Annotated in this window: 14 protein-coding genes and 1 pseudogene; 3 read left to right on the forward strand and 12 right to left on the reverse strand. The window is 72.0% G+C overall.

Annotation, left to right across the window (positions count from 1 at the left end; genetic code table 11):
- Positions 1–2: 2 nt before the first annotated feature.
- The 11 genes and pseudogenes from AB0L34_RS04375 to AB0L34_RS04425 form a co-directional block, all read right to left on the reverse strand.
- Positions 3–1,004, reverse strand: coding sequence for a cation diffusion facilitator family transporter (locus AB0L34_RS04375; RefSeq protein WP_363701799.1), 1,002 nt, complete (start codon positions 1,002–1,004; stop codon positions 3–5).
- A 76-nt stretch (positions 1,005–1,080) separates the two neighbouring features.
- Positions 1,081–2,277 (reverse strand): SIS domain-containing protein, encoded by a 1,197-nt coding sequence (locus tag AB0L34_RS04380; protein ID WP_363701801.1) that lies wholly within the window; start codon positions 2,275–2,277, stop codon positions 1,081–1,083.
- Entirely contained in the window at positions 2,274–2,459 is a 186-nt protein-coding gene (locus AB0L34_RS04385) for a Trm112 family protein (protein ID WP_350682673.1), read from the reverse strand. Before AB0L34_RS04385 ends, AB0L34_RS04380 begins: the two co-directional genes overlap by 4 nt.
- 62 nt (positions 2,460–2,521) lie before the next feature.
- A complete protein-coding gene (locus tag AB0L34_RS04390) occupies positions 2,522–3,907 on the reverse strand; it encodes a phosphomannomutase/phosphoglucomutase (protein ID WP_357455190.1) in 1,386 nt (461 codons plus the stop codon).
- Positions 3,908–3,976: 69 nt separating this feature from the next.
- The gene (locus AB0L34_RS04395) at positions 3,977–5,128 is read right to left on the reverse strand and encodes a hypothetical protein (protein ID WP_363701803.1); all 1,152 of its coding nucleotides are present in this window, start codon (positions 5,126–5,128) and stop codon (positions 3,977–3,979) included.
- Between the two features lie 341 nt (positions 5,129–5,469).
- Complete coding sequence (locus AB0L34_RS04400) at positions 5,470–6,132, reverse strand: endonuclease V (protein WP_363701863.1); 663 nt, start codon at positions 6,130–6,132, stop codon at positions 5,470–5,472.
- Between the two features lie 197 nt (positions 6,133–6,329).
- Positions 6,330–6,836: pseudogene (locus AB0L34_RS04405) on the reverse strand (DinB family protein).
- Positions 6,837–7,018: 182 nt separating this feature from the next.
- Positions 7,019–7,453 carry a hypothetical protein gene (locus tag AB0L34_RS04410; RefSeq protein WP_363701805.1) on the reverse strand — a complete coding sequence of 145 codons (435 nt, stop codon included), beginning with the start codon at positions 7,451–7,453 and terminating at the stop codon, positions 7,019–7,021.
- 423 nt (positions 7,454–7,876) lie between these two features.
- Positions 7,877–11,842 (reverse strand): toxin glutamine deamidase domain-containing protein, encoded by a 3,966-nt coding sequence (locus AB0L34_RS04415; RefSeq protein WP_363701807.1) that lies wholly within the window; start codon positions 11,840–11,842, stop codon positions 7,877–7,879.
- A gap of 18 nt (positions 11,843–11,860) precedes the next feature.
- Positions 11,861–12,199 (reverse strand): hypothetical protein, encoded by a 339-nt coding sequence (locus AB0L34_RS04420; RefSeq protein ID WP_363701809.1) that lies wholly within the window; start codon positions 12,197–12,199, stop codon positions 11,861–11,863.
- Positions 12,199–12,618: a YbaB/EbfC family nucleoid-associated protein gene (locus AB0L34_RS04425; protein ID WP_363701811.1), complete on the reverse strand. Its 420-nt coding sequence runs from the start codon at positions 12,616–12,618 to the stop codon at positions 12,199–12,201. The genes AB0L34_RS04420 and AB0L34_RS04425 overlap by 1 nt, the downstream gene beginning before the upstream one ends.
- Positions 12,619–12,692: 74 nt before the next feature.
- On the opposite strand from AB0L34_RS04425, the gene AB0L34_RS04430 reads away from it, so the two are divergent.
- Complete coding sequence (locus AB0L34_RS04430; RefSeq protein ID WP_363701813.1) at positions 12,693–13,925, forward strand: SUKH-3 domain-containing protein; 1,233 nt, start codon at positions 12,693–12,695, stop codon at positions 13,923–13,925.
- 1 nt (position 13,926) lies between these two features.
- Here AB0L34_RS04430 and AB0L34_RS04435 read toward each other — a convergent pair whose 3' ends face one another.
- Positions 13,927–15,366: an aldehyde dehydrogenase family protein gene (locus AB0L34_RS04435; RefSeq protein ID WP_363701815.1), complete on the reverse strand. Its 1,440-nt coding sequence runs from the start codon at positions 15,364–15,366 to the stop codon at positions 13,927–13,929.
- A 135-nt stretch (positions 15,367–15,501) separates the two neighbouring features.
- On the opposite strand from AB0L34_RS04435, the gene AB0L34_RS04440 reads away from it, so the two are divergent.
- Positions 15,502–16,938, forward strand: a complete 1,437-nt coding sequence (locus AB0L34_RS04440; RefSeq protein ID WP_363701817.1) for a gamma-aminobutyraldehyde dehydrogenase — start codon at positions 15,502–15,504, stop codon at positions 16,936–16,938.
- Between the two features lie 5 nt (positions 16,939–16,943).
- Entirely contained in the window at positions 16,944–18,218 is a 1,275-nt protein-coding gene (gabT, locus tag AB0L34_RS04445; RefSeq protein ID WP_363701819.1) for a 4-aminobutyrate--2-oxoglutarate transaminase, read from the forward strand.
- Positions 18,219–18,335 lie beyond the last annotated feature (117 nt).

An 18,335-nucleotide genomic window follows, 5' to 3' on the forward strand; every position in this document is an offset into this window, starting at 1 on the left:
GGTCAGCTCCCGGGCCGCCCGGCAGCCTCACCCGGCTCGGATCCCGGCACGGCGGTGTGCGCCGCGCTCCCGCTGCCCGCCCGCTCGGCGGCAGCGCTGTAGATGTCCGGCTCCAGGTAGATCACCCGGGCGGCCGGCACGGCGGCGCGGATCCGGGCCTCGACGACGTTGATGCCGCGGGCCAGCTCCTCGGCGTTGTCGCAGGCCGGCACGCCGATCTTCGCGGCGACCATCAGCTCCTCGGGGCCCAGGTAGAGCGTCTTCATGTGGATGATCCGCTCCACCTCCGGGCCGTCCGTGACCGCCTTCTCGATGGCGGCGACGTCGTGCGCCTCGGCGCCCTCACCGAGCAGCAGGCTCTTGGTCTCGACGGCCAGGATGATGGCGATGGCCACCAGCAGCACGCCGATCGCCGCCGTACCTGCGGCGTCCCACTCGCCGTTGCCGGTGACCAGAGTCATGCCGACGCCGAGGAGCGCGAGGACCAGACCGACCAGGGCGCCGAGGTCCTCCAGCAGCACCACCGGCAGCTCGGGAGCCTTGGCCCGGCGGACGAACCTCACCCAGGACTGGTTGCCCCGGACGAGGTTGGACTCCTTGATGGCGGTACGGAAGGAGAACGACTCCATGATGATCGCGGCCACCAGCACGGTGACCGGCACCCACTGCCACTTGTCGATCGGGTGCGGGTCGGACCACTTGTGGTACGCCTCGTACAGGGCGAACAGGCCACCGACGCTGAACAGCACGATGGACACGATGAACGCGTAGATGTAGCGCTCACGGCCGTAGCCGAAGGGGTGCTGCGGGGTGGCGGCCCGCTTGGCCCGCCGGCCGCCGAGCAGCAGCAGTCCCTGGTTGCCGGAGTCGGCGACCGAGTGGATCGACTCGGCCAGCATCGACGACGACCCGGTCAGCAGGAACGCGACGAACTTGGTGACGGCGATGCCGACGTTGGCCAGCAGCGCGGCGACGATCGCCTTCGTCCCGCCGTTGGCGCTCACGCCGCCGCCCCGTTCCGTCGCGCGGCGCCGCCGGGCACCGGCGCGCCGCGCCGCTCGACCCGCTCCCTGCTATCGCTCACTGGTTCGCCAGCTCCTTCATCTCGGTGATGGCCGGAACGGCCATCGGATCCAGTCCGTGTGCCAGGGCGAGGTAGACCGAGGCGAAGTCCGGCACGGCGACCAGCGAGGCGAGCCGCTCCAGCGCGGAGCCGCCCTCGGCCGTCACCACGTCGCAGCGAACACCCCGCCGCTCGGCGAGGGTCTGCACCGCGTCCGCGCGGCGCTCCTCGACGTCGAGCGGCTCGTCGGCGTCGTCCTCGGGGTTCAGCCCGCCGTCGCGCAGCAGCACCAGCCGCAGCCGGGTGCCGGCCGACGCCTCGTCGTCGGGGTCGGCGAAGATGTCCCGCTCCCCCTCCGCCAGGCCGCCGAAGACGCCGTCGAGCAGGCCGACCCGCCCCCGCCCGGCCTCGCCTAGCGCCCCGCTGACCACCGGGTAGCGGGCGTTGGCGGACAGGGTGTCGCCGAACCGGCGGGCCGCCACGGTGGCGAGCGGCGACGAGCCCCAGACGATCGGCACCGAGCCGGCCAGGCCCAGGGCGAGCGACTTCGCCGGGTTGACGAAGGACTCGGCCGTCGGGCGGCACCGGTCGGCGTCCGCGTCGAGCCGGGCCGCGGTCTCCGCCAGGTCCGCCTCGTTGACCTTCACCAGGCCGAGCGTACGGGCGGCGAGCAGGACCGGCACGGTGAGCGCCCAGAGGCTGGCCCGGGCCGGGGCGCGCCGGGGCACCGGGATGAACGGCGCCCGGGCCCGCTCGGCCACCGACTGCAACTGCGAGTCGGGCGCGCCGACGGCGACCAGCCGGGCGCCCCGCCGGTGCGCGGCCTCGGCGGCGCCCAGCGCCTCGGGGCTGCGGCCGGAGGCGCTCACGGCGATGACCACGTCGGCAGCCCCCACCCAGCCGGGCACGCCGGCGCTGCGGTGCGGGATGACCGGCACCGGGCAGCGCGGCCCGGCGACGGTGGCCAGCACGTCACCCGTACGGCCGGCGGTGCCGATGCCGGCGATGACGACCGCGCGGGGTCGGCCCTCGTCGGCGAGCACCTGGAGGTTCGCCTCGGCGGCCAGGGCGGCCGACTCGCGGACCTGCGCCCCGGCGGAGGCGGTGTGCCGCAGCATGCCGCCCGGGTCGTGCTCGGCGAGCGCGTCCTGGTCGTCGAGCAGGGCCTCGTCGGGATCGCGGCGGCCGCTGACCCCGGCCGTACCCTCGATCACGACCGCTCCGCGGGGCCGCCGCGCGCCTCGTCCAGCAGCAGCACGGGCACGTCGTCGCGGACCTCGAAGATCCGACCGCACTCGGTGCAGGTCAGCGTCTGCGCCTCCGCGTCGTAGTCGAGCGGGGCGTGATGCGTGTCCGGACAGGCGAGGATTTCCAGCAACTGCGGGTCCAGGGCCACGGCGCGGCTCCTTCCACGTATGCGGTTTCACCGATCGACGGTGCCGACCGGCGCAGGCGATCTTATCGGCGAACCCGGTCGAGCACCTCGTCACGGAGCGAGGTCATCCGCTCCCGGGTCGGGGCCTCGACGTTGAGCCGCAGCAACGGCTCCGTGTTGGAGGCGCGGAGGTTGAACCACGCGCCGTCCGGGAAGCGCAGCGTGAGGCCGTCCAGCTCGTCGGCCTCGGCCTGCGGGTACGCGGCCCGCACCTCGGCCACCTTGGCGGCCTGGTCGGCCACGGTCGAGTTGATCTCGCCGGAGGCGACGTACCGCTCGTACTCGCCGGCCAGCACGGACATCGGCAGCGACTGCTCGCCCAGGGCGGCCAGGGTGTGCAACGCGGCGAGCATGCCGGTGTCGGCGAACCAGAAGTCCCGGAAGTAGTAGTGGGCGGAGTGCTCACCGCCGAAGATCGCGTTGGTGCGGGCCATCTCCGCCTTGATGAAGGAGTGCCCGACCCGGGCGACGACCGGCTCGCCGCCGTGCTCGCGGATGATCTCCGGCACGGCGCTGGAGGTGATCAGATTGTGGATCACCGTCGAGCCGGGGTGCTTGGCCAGCTCTCGGGCCGCCACCAGGGCGGTGATCGCCGACGGGGAGACCGGCTCGCCGCGCTCGTCGACCACGAAGCAGCGGTCGGCGTCGCCGTCGAACGCCAGGCCGATCTCGGCGCCGTGCTCGAGCACCGCGCGCTGGAGGTCGACGAGGTTGGCCGGGTCCAGCGGATTGGCCTCGTGGTTGGGGAACGTGCCGTCCAACTCGAAGTAGAGCGGCACGATCTCCAGCGGCAGCGCCGGCAGGACGGCGTCGCCGAGCACGGCCGGGACGGTGTAGCCGCCCATGCCGTTGCCGGCGTCGACGACGACCTTCAGCGGGCGGATGGTGGAGAGGTCCACCAGCTCGCGCAGGTACGCCGCGTAACCGGCCAGCAGGTCGCGGCGCTCGGCCGGCGCGGTCGGCTCGCCGGCCGGGTGGGCCTCGTCCTTGTCCAGCAGGGCCTGCGCCCGCTGGCGGATCTCGGCCAGCCCGCTGTCCTGCCCGATCGGCCGGGCGCCGGAGCGGCACATCTTGATGCCGTTGTACTGCGCCGGGTTGTGGCTGGCGGTGAACATCGCGCCGGGCAGCCCCAACGCGCCGGAGGCGTAGTAGAGCATGTCCGTCGAGCCGAGCCCCAGCTCGATCACCGAGCGCCCCTCGGCACGCACCCCGGCGGCGAAGGCGGCGGCCAGACCGGGACCGGTGGCACGCATGTCGTGCGCGATGAGCACCGCGTCGCCGCCCTCGCCGTAGGCGTCCAGCACCTGCGCGAAGGCCACGCCGAGGGCCTCGGCGGCCCGCTCGTCCCACTGGTCCGGCACCGTCCCACGGACGTCGTAGGCCTTCACGATCTGGGACAGATCAGACACCGGTATCGCTCCTCGCGCCGCAGGTCGTCAACGGCCTGAGCGTATCGGAGGGGCGCGGGGTGCCCCGGCTCAGCCAGGGAGCCGGGGCATGAACCTGGTGTGGTCGCCGCCGTCGGCCTCCGGGGGCGGGTCACCGGGTCGCCCGGTGGCGGGCGGAGCCGATGTCGGCCGGCCGTACTGCCCCGGGGTGGGCGGCGTCGACGTCGGGTTCCCGGGCGGGGCGGGCACCGGCGGCGGGGTGGACCCGCCGGGCACCACCTGGGTGGCCTCCGGGGCCGGGCGGCTGCCGTACACGCCGCCGGCCGGACGCGGGGCTGCGGTGCCCCCGTACACGCCGGGGACGGGCGGCTGCTGGCCGTACACCTGGCCGGGCGGGACGGGGGCGGCGGCCGGGCCCTGCGCGGAGCGGTAGGTGGTGCCGCCGGGGTTGCTGCGGGGCAGCGGGACGGGCGGCAGGTCGTCGGCGGGTTCCTTGTCCGCCCGGGAGCGGCGGAAGATCAGGAGAATGAGCAGGACCCCGACGGCCACCATGGCGATACCGAAGAACATGACCACCGACCCGCCGCCGGACTCCTCCTCGGCGGCGTTGACGGTGGCGCCGGCGCCCTGCCCGGCGACGGCCGCCAGGGCCGGCGACTCCCCGGCGGTCCCCTCCTGTGAGGCGATCGCGCTCGGGGTCGGCGACGGCTTCTTCGAGGGCGTCGGCGACGGCGACGCGGAGGCCCGGCCGCCGACCACCCGGGACGCCTCGGCGCCCCGGCCCAGCAGCTGCCCGAGTGCGTTGCTGGCCGCGCCGGTGACCGTCAGCCGGCCGCCCGGCGCACCCTGGACGAACGCCACCCGGTAGCGCACCGTGATGCCCTTGCCCTTGCACAGCCGCGGGTTCGCCGGCGAGGTGGCCGGAGTGGCCACGCTGCCCCCGCCCCCGGAGAGCGACACCGGGAACCAGTGGCCGCCCACGTTGACCTGCGCCCTGACCTGGTCGGCGCGCAGGCCGCCCAGGCGCAGCCCCAGAGTGGTACGCAGCAGCACGCAGCCGTCGCTGCGCTTGCGCACCTCGATCGAGACGCCCTCGGCGGAACCGCCGGCCGTGAAGCTGCCGGCCGACCGCACCCGGACCGAGTCGCCGTCGGCGAGCGCCGGCGTCGCGCCGAGCGCCACCAGGCCACCCAGCAACGCGCAGACCGTCGCGAGCCGCGCCGCGTGCCGACGTACCGCCATGATCACCTCGCCGTTCCTCCCCCGACGGGGGTCCGCCGGTAGGCTACTACCGCCGCCGGGTGGGGCCCGGTCATAGAGCGCTCCGGATGTGCGCCGCATTACCCCGGTGGTCGCGCTGCACCTGACATCCGATCCCCGCACCTGGCCTCCGCCAGCGGGGCGGGCCGGCACCTCGGCATCGACGCTCCCGGTGGCGCCCTCCGCGCGTTTCCTGGCTGGCAGGGCGTCTGCGGGTCTCGGGGCGGGGTGCCTGCGGACGTCCCCGGACGGGGTGCCTGTGGACGTCTCGGGCGGGGTGCTTACGGGTGCCTGCGAGCGTCCCGGGTGGACGGCCGCGGGCGTCAGCCCCCTTCGGTGGCCGCCAGCGCGTCGCGGCAGAGCCGGTCGGCGGTGCGGGTGGTCTCGGGCAGCCGGTAGCGCGGCGTCAACGCGAGCACCCGCGCCGTCGCGTTGTCGAGGCCCATCCGGTGGCCGACGCTGACGAAGACCGGCTTCACGCCGTCCCGGGTACGCAGCACCCGGCCCACGACCTCGGCCCCGTCGCGCAGCGGCGTCCACGCGCCGCGCTCGTCGGCCGGCGGGGCCCACTCGCCGAGCAGCGGCGTCTTGCCCACCCCGATCGCCGGCAGGCCGGTCACCACGCCCAGGTGGCAGGCCAGCCCGAACCGGCGCGGGTGGGCCAGCCCGTGCCCGTCGCAGACCAGCACCTCCGGCCGCACGGTCAGCCGGTCGAGCGCGTCGAGCAACGCGGGCAGCTCACGGAACGCGAACAGCCCCGGGACGTAGTCGAAGGCGGGCCGGCCCACGCTGACCGCCGAGTCGACCACCGCGAGCGTCCGGGCGTCCAACACCGTCACGGCCGCCGCGAGGCGGTCGCCACTCTCGGCGTACGCGACGTCCAGGCCGGCCACCGTCGCCGGCTCGTCCGGCCCCGGCCCGACCAGGTCGACCAGCGGCCGCAACCGCTCCTGCACGGCCAGCGCCTCCGCCACGCTGCCCGGCACAGCAATGGGCACGCCGGACACCTCGGACACGCCGACCTGCGCGACCCCCGGTCCGTCCGTCGTCACGACGACCGGCCGGTGGCCTGCCTGCCGGCACTCTGCTGGCCAGCGGACCGCTGGTCGGTGTCTGATTCAGCCATTTCGCCATGCTATTCCGGCCTCACAAACCACCCCGTCCACGGTGAACAGCGACGCTCCTACTGCCCGACGCGGCCGTCGATCAGCTCGCGGAGCAGGTCGGCGTGGCCGTTGTGCCGGGCGTACTCCTCGATCATGTGCACCAGCAGCTCCCGCAGCGAGACCTCCCCGTCGCCGTGCCGGCCCGTGCCCCCAGGTCGTCGGACTCGGCGCGATCGTCCCCGCGATCGTGGTCAGCACGGCCCGAAGCGCTCGGCGAACTCCACCTCCGCCCGCCAGGTGCGCCACACCTCGGCCACCACCTCCGGGTCGCCGACCGCGCCGTCGAAGTCGCCGTCCGGGTCGGCCTTCGAGCAGTAGAGCTTCGGCGCGTCCTGACCGGCCATCGTCCGCCGGAACCAGCCCCGCTCCACCTCGGCCAGGTGGCGGACCAGGCCGAGCAGCGACAACGTCGATGGCGGTACGGCCCCGCCGGGCCAGCGCCTCGGCGTCCAGTTCGGCGCACTTGAGTTCCAGGGTGAGCCGCTGGTCGCGCAGGTACTCGACGAGGATCGTCCGCTCGTCATAGTGGTTGCCGTCGGAGCGGGGGTCGTCGTCCGGGTGGACGAACATGTTCGACCAGGCAAAGTTCTGCGTGGGGCGGGCAGCGGCGGCTTCAACCATACGAGCGACCCTGACCGACACCAGGGGTCGCAACAGGTTTCCTTGCGCCCGAGCCCTCAGAGTCTTGCAGCTAAGCGCTCGAACGCTATTGAGCCAGCAAAGGATCGGCAGCAGGATCACCCGCTCGCTGAAGTTCCTCCTCGAACATGACGAAGGTGCGGCGTTGAATTCCGGCAATAAGCGCGCTCTCCGCCGGACTCGGATGCCGCCTTTCACTAGCCAGCGCGTGTTGAATTGCGCGGATCGTCTCGTAGAGAGCGAAAACCGCGCCTTCGCCGCGGAGGCAGTACCCACGGTCATGCTCGGCAAGTTGAATGAACTCCTCACGGGTCAACTCTTCGATTTCATCCCCTCCAACGAGAAGAATCGTTTCCATGAGATGATCCGCCGAGAGCCAGCCCCCAGTGTCTTTCGATAATCGCCATGCAGCAACACGACCGTCGGCCGTTCGGACGAATTTTACGGGCGATTCGTAGTAGCTATAGAAGACGGGAAGTTCAACACCAACCAGAGCCTCCATTACGGCGGCACCTCGCTTCCCTCATCACTTAACCGTAGCCAATGATTCCCAATTCCTGCGGAGCGCAACAATCCGCCCCACAGTGCGCTCCTTAGGCTTGAGCGCACATCGCCACCCAGAAACACCGCCATGCATCTGACGTCGAGCCACCCGAACAGTGGAGTGCGGGATCACTGGCCCCGCCGGAGCCCTTCTTGCAGCATGGACATGAGCAAAGTTTCCTCAGGCAGCTCGTGACCCCCTGTAATCGCCCCCACGAGCCCCTCAACGGTCGATCTGTCGACATTCTCATATCTATCCAGGTTGCGATAGTCGTCTAAGAACCGTAAGACAAGACCGGGGTCATAGGTCCATGTGCCTTGACGGTGGTTCCAAAGGATGGCGGACTCCGTGGCCGTATCCATCACGAAGATTCCAGCCGGCCTAGCCTTCGCCTCGTCTCGGTAGATTACGTAGTAGGTCAACATCACTCTTCTCCAGCATTGTCAGGACTTCTTGGGCAATCGGGAAATCTTCCACCGCCAGACCAAACTCTTCAACGATCTGAGGAAAGGTGCGTCCCTGCTGATGCAGCCAGTTTAAATAGTCGCCCCACACGCGACCGTTGGCAAGTATCCACTTTGCGAAAGTGGCGTCCTTCGTCGGGAAATCGTCTTGAAGGCCGGGCGGAATCTGGTCCGGCATACCGGATTTCCGATTCACGGAAATCATTTCCATAAATGCATGGATGCGTCGCTCCGGGGGCTCCGAAACCCGTCGCAGCACCTCGTATGCCCGATGCGTCAGCAGCCAGGAACTTCTGGACAAATCGCTATGCAACTGCAACTCAAACGTTTGACCGTTCGGCGAGATGATCGTGCAGTTGAACCCATAGAAGCGATTACCCGCACGCCAGAAATTCTTGCAGTTCTCACCGCGAACAACAAACCCCACCTCGTTCAGTTCAGTAAGGATTTCCTGCACAGCTTCCCGATACCGCCCTCTGGGCGGCATGGAGAACGAGAACCTAAGGACATCGTTTACGTCCTCACCAAACTCCTCGACCGAAATCCCCATCGCTTGCGCCTCGTCAAGGTATTTGCGGACAAGGGAATCCAGGCCCTTCACCCGAAACTCCCGATCCCGCAGGGTAATGGGATGATCCAGCCGCAAAATCTCTGTCACCCGCCTCCCCACCTGCGTAAGCGCGGCCTCAACCTCGTCTGCGGCGGCGGCCGCCTGAGAATGCAAGGCGGCCAGGACAACATGCTCCTCAGGGGACAGCCGGCCGGCGAAAGGTAACTCCTCCTTTGGCCAGCCGTCATCAGGCCGATTGTCATTGGCCGAGGGAGTAGAGCCTACTGAACCGGGGCCGTCGAGCAGGTACATGCGGTTCAGGTACGGCTCGCCGTACCCCTGGTCGGTCTCGACGGGCGGGTGGTCCGGCAGGTCCGGACGCTCGCTGAACCGGCCGCGCCGCAGCCCGCCGAGCGGCATCGGTCGGGCGTCCGGGCCCAGCACCAGAACCTCGGTGTCGACAGCGTTGTACGGGTGCGGGCTGCCCCGGTGCCGGTACAGCGGCGCGTCTGACACGGCTCCGGTCTGGGGGTCGAGGTAGAGCACCGTGCCGTGCTGGTTGAGGGCGACCCAGATGTGGGAACCGCCCTGCTCCCAGCTGTTGACGACGAAGGCGAAGCTGCCGTGGCCGCCGAGGCGGAGCTGGTAATGGAGGTTGTCGTAGCCGGTGTCGACGGCCCGGCGCCGCTCGGCACCCTGAACGTCCTCCGTCGGCTGGCAGAGGCGCTGAAAACGCCCCCCGGTGACGTCCTCGATCCGCCCCATGCCGCCCCACTCACCGTTGATGGGGCGCGTGACGTCACCGGCCAGGTAGGCGTCGAAGGTGCGGGGCGCGGCCACCCGGGGCCGGCCGTGCATCCAGGTGTCGAACAGCGAGAGCGTGCAGTCGATGCAGTTGATGGCGCGGGTCGGGTCGGCTCGCGGCCCGCCGTCGTTCACCAAGCCGAACCAGCCGCCGCGTCGCGGATCGGCGGTCCGCTTGACGCTCCCGTCGGGCTCGCGGGGCACCTGCCGCTCGATGTCGGTCTGGTGCAGCGCCAGCGGCGGACGCAGACCGCCGGGCTGGCCGTAGTTCCGCGACCGGTCGATCGGCGGCGGGTAGTCGTCCCTCGTCAGCGCCGAGCGGTCCGCGGTCTCCACGGCACCGAGTGCCAGGTCGCCGACATCGTCGTTGATCCGCCGGAAGTCCGCAGGGTCGACGACGCCAACGACCGACGGTACGAGACTGCCGGCCAGTACAGCATCCGCGTAGTCGAGGCACTGCCCGTATGCACGCGTCTCGTCATCAGCCGCCCACTGCCACGCGTCAGCCTGACGCGCCTGACCCGTCTGGCGCAGATGACGCGCGTGAGCGACGAAGTCGCGCGCCCTCTGGTCGTGCTCCTCGGCGCGAGCCCTGAGTCTCGCAGCCTCGTCGAAGCGGCGGTTGTCCTCGAACCACGCCCGCTGCGACTCGTAGTAGCCGCGATAGCGGCGTCTCTCGAACGCCTCCTGGTCGAGGGCCCACTTGGCCGCGTACCACTCTGGCGTCCTGACAGGGGGAAATGCCGCGTCATCCCGGCGGGCCGCTGCGGGCGTCTCGGCGTGGACATGCGGATTCTGCGTGGGCGCCGACGCGTCGGGCAGGGGTAGCCGGGTAGGCGGTGCCGGTTGCGGATGTGTGGACACCCCTCCGGCGGTTCCTCGTGGGGCGGCGACCTCGGGGTTGCCGAGCGGCGGAACGTGGCCCGCACCAGGGACGGGCGCACCGGGTGCTCTCGGCTCAGGCGGCGAGGCGGGACCGGGTGGGACCGCCGCCGTGCCCGCACCTGCGCTGAGCCCGCTTGCCGAGGTAACCGGTGCGTTCGACGGCCCACCGCCGGTGGGGAGGTTCCCGGAACCGGCCGACGGAACCTCCACGCCGGTCGCGCCGCCCCCGCTGACCAGAGTCGGCGCCGCGGTCGTGACCGACGAGAGCGTCGGACTGAGTGCGGACTCCGACGCGGACGACCTACCGGCGAGGGTTCCGCCAGCCTGGTCGGTTCCGGCGGTGGTCACAGGCTCCGTCATGTCGCCGGCACGGGCGGCGACCGTGGTCGCGGGCTCGGCTGGTGCTGTGTGACTCTCGGGCGATGACCGAGGTGCCGGCACCACCTCGGCAACGGTCGCACCTCGTTGGCTCTCACCTGTCGCGCTGGTCGCCGCCCCTGAGCCGTGCGCCGACGACTCCACCCCCGCCGTGTCAGGCACGGCAGCGGAGAACTCAGCCACTGGCTGCGCACCGGGCGGGGCCGAAAGCCCGCCGGCTGCTGCCGATGGCAGCGACATTCCGGCCAGGATGCTCATCTGGCCGTCGAGTCGGGCCTGCAGCGCGGCGTCGGCCTGGGCGGTGGCGGAGCCACGGGCTCCGGACACGGCCGCCCGGGCCGCGTCCTCCACGGAGGTCAGTCCCTGGCCGGTGGCGAGGCTCGCGGCCTGCTCGGCCATCACTTCGCCGGTCATCTCGCGGCCCAGGTGCTCCCCGATGCGGGCGCCCCGCCCGGTGGCGTGGCGGCCGAGGCCGGCCAGCGGCGCCACCGCTCCGCCGGCCAGGCCGCCGACCGCCGTCGTGCCCAACTCCGTCATGTCCAGCCCGTGCCGTCGGCCGGTCGAGTTCTGGTACGCCTGGGTGGCGAGGTTGATGCCGCTCTCCTCGGCCGCCTCGGACGCGCCGCCCAGCGCCGCACGCCGAGCGAGGCCCCGCACGCCGCCCTTGGTGACCTCCTTCGCCGCCCGCTCGCCCGCCTCCTTGAGCCCCTGCTTGAGCGACTTGCGGGCCAGTTGCGCCATCAGCCGCTTGAAGATCTGCTGCACGATCAACCGGGTGGCGGTGATCGCCGCCCCGGCGGCGGGCGAGGCCGCGCCGGCGGTGAGCACGGTGGCGACCGCCAGCGACAGCAGCTCGATCACCAGGATGCCCAGCTCGATCCAGACCTCGAGCTTGGCGCCCTCGATGTCGCAGCCGCACTCCTCCACCAGCCGGCCCAGCTCGGTGCTGACGGCGAGCAGCACGGGTAGCGGCGCCTCGTCGCCCTCGGCGACCCGGCGCCAGGCGGTGTCGAAGGCGGCGGCGACCGCCCCGACGCCGCCGTACCCGCCGCGCACCTCAGCGGCGGCCGTGACGGCGTCGGCGTGCGGCCCGGCCAGCGCCGCGGCCACCGCGTACCACTGGTCGGCCAGCTCCCAGACCGCCCGCTCGTTCCCCTCCGGCCACTCGACGCCGATCACCCAGTCGAGGGCCTCGTAGACCCAGCCCGGCAGGTCCCAGGGCGAGTAGTCGAGCGGGTGCGGGATGGGGCTCGGCAACAGACTCATCCGGGTCTCCTCCGCGGATCAGCGCTGCTGGTGCCGGTCGCCGGCGCGGTCGATCCGGCCGGCGCTCGACGCGTCCGTGCGGAGGTTGGCGTCGACGGACCGGACCACGTCGGCGCCGAGGCCCTCCAGGTGCCGCCCCACGCCCTCCCACACGCGCAGCACCAGCTCCTCGAAGCCCCGGTACTTCTGCTCGAAGGCCGCGCCGATGTCGTCCTTGCCCCACGGCCGGGATGCGCTCGCCGCCGCTATGGCCCCGCCCACCTCGCGGCGCCGTGCGCCGACGGCCTCGCCGGCGAGCGAGAGGTCCCTGCCGCCGCGCCGGGCACGCTGCGGGTCGAGCCAGAGCTGCCCGTCCATCATTCGCCCCGGCGCAGCGCCGAGTCCGCCCGGCCCAGCAACGACCCGAAGTCACCCGTACGCAGGAAGTCGACCGCTCCGGAGCCGGCGGGCAGGTAGCCGGCCACGAGTTCCTGGGTGGCGGAGGCGGCGGTCGTACCGGCCCGGCGGATCGTGGTGGTGATCTTCCGGCTCAACGCCTTCGCGTCCCGGTCGTGGTAGACGGAGGGGTGCAGCTCCACCGAGATCAGCTCGCCCCGGGCCCCGACGGTCGCGGTCACCTGGCCGTCGTCGGAGCGCTCCGTCACCCGCAGCTCGGCGAGCCGGACCCGCAGCTCGTCCAAACCGGACCGAAGTCGCCGATAGTCCCCGTACACCTCGTCGAACCGCGCCCGCAGCGCGCGATTGGCGTCCCGGTCCACGCTCTCGCCCAACGCCACCCTCCCCGGTCACCGTCGGTAGGGCGAACCATACCGGCCGCCACGATTCCGTGGGGTCCGGTAGTTTCGAGCCCGTGATCGATCGCCAGCAGGCCGAGCAACTCGCCGCCGTGTGGGCCCGCCGCGAGTCGCAGCGCCTGGGACACGAGTGCCGCCCGATGGTCGACGAGTTCGACCTCGGTTACGTGATCACGTCCACTGTGTCCCTCGACGCGAGGACGGTGCCGGGCGAGCTGCCGACCACCGTGGTGGACAAGCAGACCGGCGAGGTGACCACCTGGCCGCGCGTGCCGGTGGAGATCGTCGAGCAGATGTACCGCACGAGCCGGGCGGAGGGTCCCGGCGCGCCGCGCACGGTCGATCCGGCGAGCCAACTGCTCCGCGAGATCCGCCGGCTACCGACCCCCGGCACGGCGGCGCACCTGACCGTCGAGGGCCGGCTATTCCGCGCGCAGGGGGCCAAGGGCGACGTCGAGCTGCACCACCACCCGCTGGTCCGCGCCTACCTGGACGAGCTGCCCGCCGGCCACCTGGCGCGCGGCGGCGACCGGCACGCCGAGCTGATCGTCGTCTCGGACGCCCTGCACGACTACGACCACCGCCGCGCCACCGAGGGCATCGCCCCACTGAGCATGGCCGACGCGAAGGATCTCCTGCAGAGCGCGCGATTCGAGGTTTTCCGGGTGCGCGAGCCGGGGGATCCCAACGGGGGCCCTGCGGACCGCCCCTGCGATTCCTGCGTGGATCTGCTCGTGGAGTTCAACCTTCTGCCCTGGTCCGACCGGGCCTTCACGATGCCGTGGCAGCCGGATCCGCAGCCGGATCCCGACCCCGGCCGATTCCCGCCCGAGGTCGCGCAGGCACTCGTCGCGGCTGGTTGGCGGCCTCATTTCGGGGACGAGGTCGTCGCCATGTCCGCCATCAGGGACGTGAGCGCTGTCCGGGGCAGGACGTCCACCCACGCCAGCTTCCCGGCCGCCCTCGCGACGCTCACCGCCTTCCCCAGCCTGGTGGGCGCTCGGCGCGGTCCTGGCGAGCAGGTGTGGATTTCCCGGTTCGACATCCGCCCACGTCAGGTCGCCCACACCGCCGACACCCTGGCCGACTTCGCCGCCGTCCTCGGCGCGCGGCTCTTTCCCATCGGCACCGAGCGGCAGGACAGCATCCTCGCTGTCGACGAGCGGGGTCGGGTGTTCGCGTTGGACCAGGTCGGCGAGTGGTTCCTCGGCGCGGACATCGACGCCGCGCTGACCACCCTGCTGCTCGGCCGCGCCCCGGCCCGCGTCCGCGACGACGGCACCTGGTGAGCTACAACGTCACCCCGGTCAGCACCATGACACGCGGGTCGGTGTAGTCGTCCATCGCGCTGCGCAGTCCCTCGCGCCCGACGCCGCTGCCCTTGACCCCGCCGTACGGCATCTGGTCGGCCCGGTACGACGGTACGTCGCCGACGATGACCCCGCCGACCTCCAGGGCCCGGTGCGCGGCGAAGGCGACATCCAGGCGATGGGTGAAGACGCCGGCCTGCAATCCGTACGCCGAGTCGTTGACGGCGGCGAACGCGGCCTGGTCGTGCTCGACGGGGGCGACCACCAGCACCGGCCCGAAGACCTCCTCGGCGCAGACCTTGGCGTCCGCCGGCACCCCGGTGAGCACGGTCGGCGGGTAGGTGGCGCCCTCGCGCCGGCCGCCCACCTCGATGGTGGCGCCGGCTGTGACCGCCTCGTCCACCCACGCCTCGACGCGGCGGGCGGCCTCCTCGGACACCAGCGGGCCGACGTCGGTCAGCTCGTCGGACGGGTCGCCCGTGCGCAGTTCCTGCACGGCCGCGACCAGCCGGGGCAGGAACGCGTCGTAGAGCCATTCGTGCACGTAGACCCGCTGCACGGCGATGCACGACTGCCCGGCCTGGTAGTTGGAGAACGTCGCTACGCGGTGCGCGGCGAAGGTCAGGTCCTCGTCGGTGTTCCAGTCCTCGCAGATCACGGCGGCGGCGTTGCCGCCCAGCTCCAGGGTGACGTGCTTGTCGGGCACGGACCGGCGGATCGCCGCGCCGACCGGCCCGGAGCCGGTGAAGGACACCACCGGCAGCCGGGGGTCGGCGACCAGCTCGGCGGCGCGCTCGTTGGGCAGCGGCAGCACCGAGAACATCCCCTCCGGCAGGTCGGTCTCGGCGAGCAGCTCGCCCAGCAGCAGCGCGGACAGCGGGGTGGCCGGTGCGGGCTTGACGACGATCGGGGCGCCGACCGCGATCGCCGGGGCGACCTTGTGCGCGACGAGGTTGAGCGGGAAGTTGAACGGCGCGATGCCGAGCACCGGCCCCTTCGGCGCCCGCCGGACCAGGGCGATGCGCCCGGTGGCGGCGGGGTCGGTGTCGAGGCGTTGCAGCTCGCCGGAGAACCGCCGCGCTTCCTCGGCCGCCCAGCGGAAGGTGGAGACGGCTCGGCCCACCTCGGCCCGCGCCCACTTGAGCGGCTTGCCGTTCTCGGCGGTGATGAGGCGCGCGGTCTCGTCGGCCCGCTCGGCGAGCCGCCGGGACACGTGGTCCAAGGCCGCCGCGCGGGCGTGCGCGGGCAGGGCCGCGGCCGTCGCGGCCACCCCGGCGGCTGCCGCGACGGCCGCTTCGACCTGGGCGGCGGTGGCGAGGGTGGTACGACCGACGGCGCGCCCGTCGTAAGGGTGGTGGACGGTCAGCTCGCCCTCGCCGTGGGCGGGGCGGGAGGCGACATAGAAGGCTGCGGACTCCACGTGGAGCAGCGTAGACGACCAACCCTTCCACGGAAACAGTGGCGTCAACCCTTGTCTGCCGCGAATTCAGTGGCCAAGATGGCAGTCAGATTGCGATAACCGCCGCAGACCACCCCCTCTCGGAGTGAGCCCGTCATGAGTGACCAGCAGCAGCTGCGCAACTTCGTCAACGGCGACTACGTCGAGCCGACCGACGGCGGCTACGCCGACCTGGTCGACCCGTGCACCGGAGAGGTCTTCGCACAGGCCCCGGTGTCCGGGCCCGGGGACGTGCACGCGGCGATGCGGGCCGCCGCCGACGCCTTCGAGACCTGGCGGGACACGACCCCGGCCGAGCGGCAGAAGGCGTTGCTCCGGCTCGCCGACGCGGTCGAGGCCCGCGCCGGCGAGCTGGTCGACGCCGAGGTACGCAACACCGGCAAGCCGCGTCAGCTCACCGCCGAGGAGGAGTTGCCGCCGGCGGTCGACCAGTTCCGCTTCTTCGCGGGGGCGGCCCGGATGCTGGAGGGTCGCTCGGCCGGCGAGTACATGGCGGGGCACACGTCGTACGTGCGGCGCGAGCCGATCGGCGTCTGCGCGCAGGTCACCCCGTGGAACTACCCGCTGATGATGGCCGTCTGGAAGATCGCCCCGGCCCTGGCCGCCGGCAACACGGTGGTGCTCAAGCCGTCGGACACCACGCCGGTGTCGACGCTGCTGCTGGCCGAGATCGCGTCGGAGTTCTTCCCGCCGGGGGTGTTCAACGTGGTCTGCGGCGACCGGGACACCGGTCGTACGCTCGTGTCGCACCCGACCCCGCAGCTCGTGTCGATCACCGGCTCGACCCGCGCGGGCATGGAGGTCGCCTCCGCCGCGGCCCCCGACCTCAAGCGGACCCACCTGGAGCTGGGCGGCAAGGCCCCGGTGGTGGTCTTCGACGACGCGGACGTGGCGGCGGCGGCCGAGGCGATCGCGGTCGGCGGCTACTTCAACGCCGGGCAGGACTGCACGGCGGCGACGCGGGTGCTCGCCGGCCCCGGCGTCCACGACGACTTCGTGGCGGCGCTGGCCGAGCAGGCCCGCAACACGAAGACCGGCGCGCCGGACGACGCGGACGTGCTCTACGGCCCGCTCAACAACGCCAACCAGCTGGCCCGGGTGCGGGGCTTCGTGGACCGATTGCTGGACCACGCGAAGGTCGAGACCGGCGGCTCGCAGGTCGGCGACCGCGGCTACTTCTACGCGCCGACCGTCGTCAGCGGGCTGCGCCAGTCCGACGAGATCATCCAGGACGAGGTGTTCGGGCCGGTCATCACCGTGCAGCGGTTCTCCGACGAGGACGAGGCCGTGCGCTGGGCCAACGGCGTCGAATACGGCCTGTCGGCGTCGGTCTGGACGAAGGACCACGGTCGGGCGATGCGGATGACCCGCCGGCTCGACTTCGGCTGCGTCTGGGTGAACACGCACATCCCGTTCGTCTCGGAGATGCCGCACGGCGGCTTCAAGCACTCCGGCCACGGCAAGGACCTCTCGGTCTACAGCCTGGAGGACTACACCCGGATCAAGCACGTCATGCACAACATCGAGGGCTGAGCGCGATGGCCTCCTCGGACGAACTGCACAAGCGGCGCGGCGCGGCTGTGGCCCGCGGCGTCGGCAGCACCATCGCGTCCTACGTGGACCGGGCGTCGGGCGGCACCGTCGTCGACGTCGACGGCCGGGAGTGGATCGACTTCGCCGCCGGCATCGCCGTCACCAACGTCGGCAATTCCGCCCCGCGCGTGGTCGAAGCGGTGCGGGCGCAGGTCGAACGCTTCACGCACACCTGCTTCATGGTCGCCCCCTACGAGTCGTACGTGGCGGTCTGCGAGCAGCTCAACGCGCTCACCCCGGGCGCGTTCGACAAGCGGTCCGCGCTGTTCAACTCGGGTGCCGAGGCGGTGGAGAACGCCGTGAAGATCGCCCGGCACGCCACCGGGCGGTCGGCGGTGGTGGTGTTCGACCACGCGTACCACGGCCGGACCAACCTGACCATGGCGCTGACCGCGAAGAACATGCCGTACAAGCACCGGTTCGGGCCGTTCGCCGGGGAGGTCTACCGGGTGCCGATGTCGTACCCGCTGCGCGACGGTGGGCTCGACGGGCCGACCGCGGCGGCCCGGGCGATCGAGACGATCGAGAAGCAGGTCGGCGCGGAGAACGTCGCCGCGCTGCTGATCGAGCCGATCCAGGGCGAGGGCGGGTTCGTCGTACCGGCGCCGGGGTTCCTGCCGGCGCTGCGGGAGTGGGCGACGGCGGCCGGGGTGGTGTTCGTGGCGGACGAGATCCAGACCGGGTTCTGCCGCACCGGCGACTGGTTCGCCTGCCAGCACGAGGGCGTGGAGCCGGACCTGGTCACCCTGGCCAAGGGCATCGCCGGCGGCCTGCCGCTGGCCGCGGTCACCGGCCGGGCCGACCTGATGGACGCGGTGCACGTCGGCGGGCTCGGCGGCACGTACGGCGGGAATCCGATCGCCTGCGCGGCGGCGCTCGCGTCGATCGCGACCATGCACGAGCTGGACCTGGCGGGGGCGGCCCGCCGGATCGGCGCGGCGATGACGGCGCGCCTGCGAGCCGTGGCGGACCGCGATCCCCGCATCGCCGAGGTACGCGGCCGGGGCGCGATGCTCGCCGTGGAGATCGTCCGGCCCGGCACCCTGACGCCCGACCCGGTCGCCGCGGCGGCGGTCTCGGCGGCCTGTCACGCCGCCGGCCTGCTCACCCTGACCTGCGGCACGTACGGCAACGTGCTGCGCTTCCTGCCGCCGCTGGTGATCTCCGACACCGAGCTGCGTCGAGGGCTGGACATCCTGGACGAGGCTTTCGGCACGTAGCGGCGCGGGTGCGGGGCGGCACCGCGCCCACCCCTATCTTTGTTTCCCCCGAGTAACCAAACATCGATCGATCTACACATCGCGCCGCGGACGCTCTACTCTCTTGCTCACTTTGAT

It is taken from the genome of Micromonospora sp. NPDC052213, from assembly GCF_040679695.1.
Lineage (GTDB): Bacteria > Actinomycetota > Actinomycetes > Mycobacteriales > Micromonosporaceae > Micromonospora.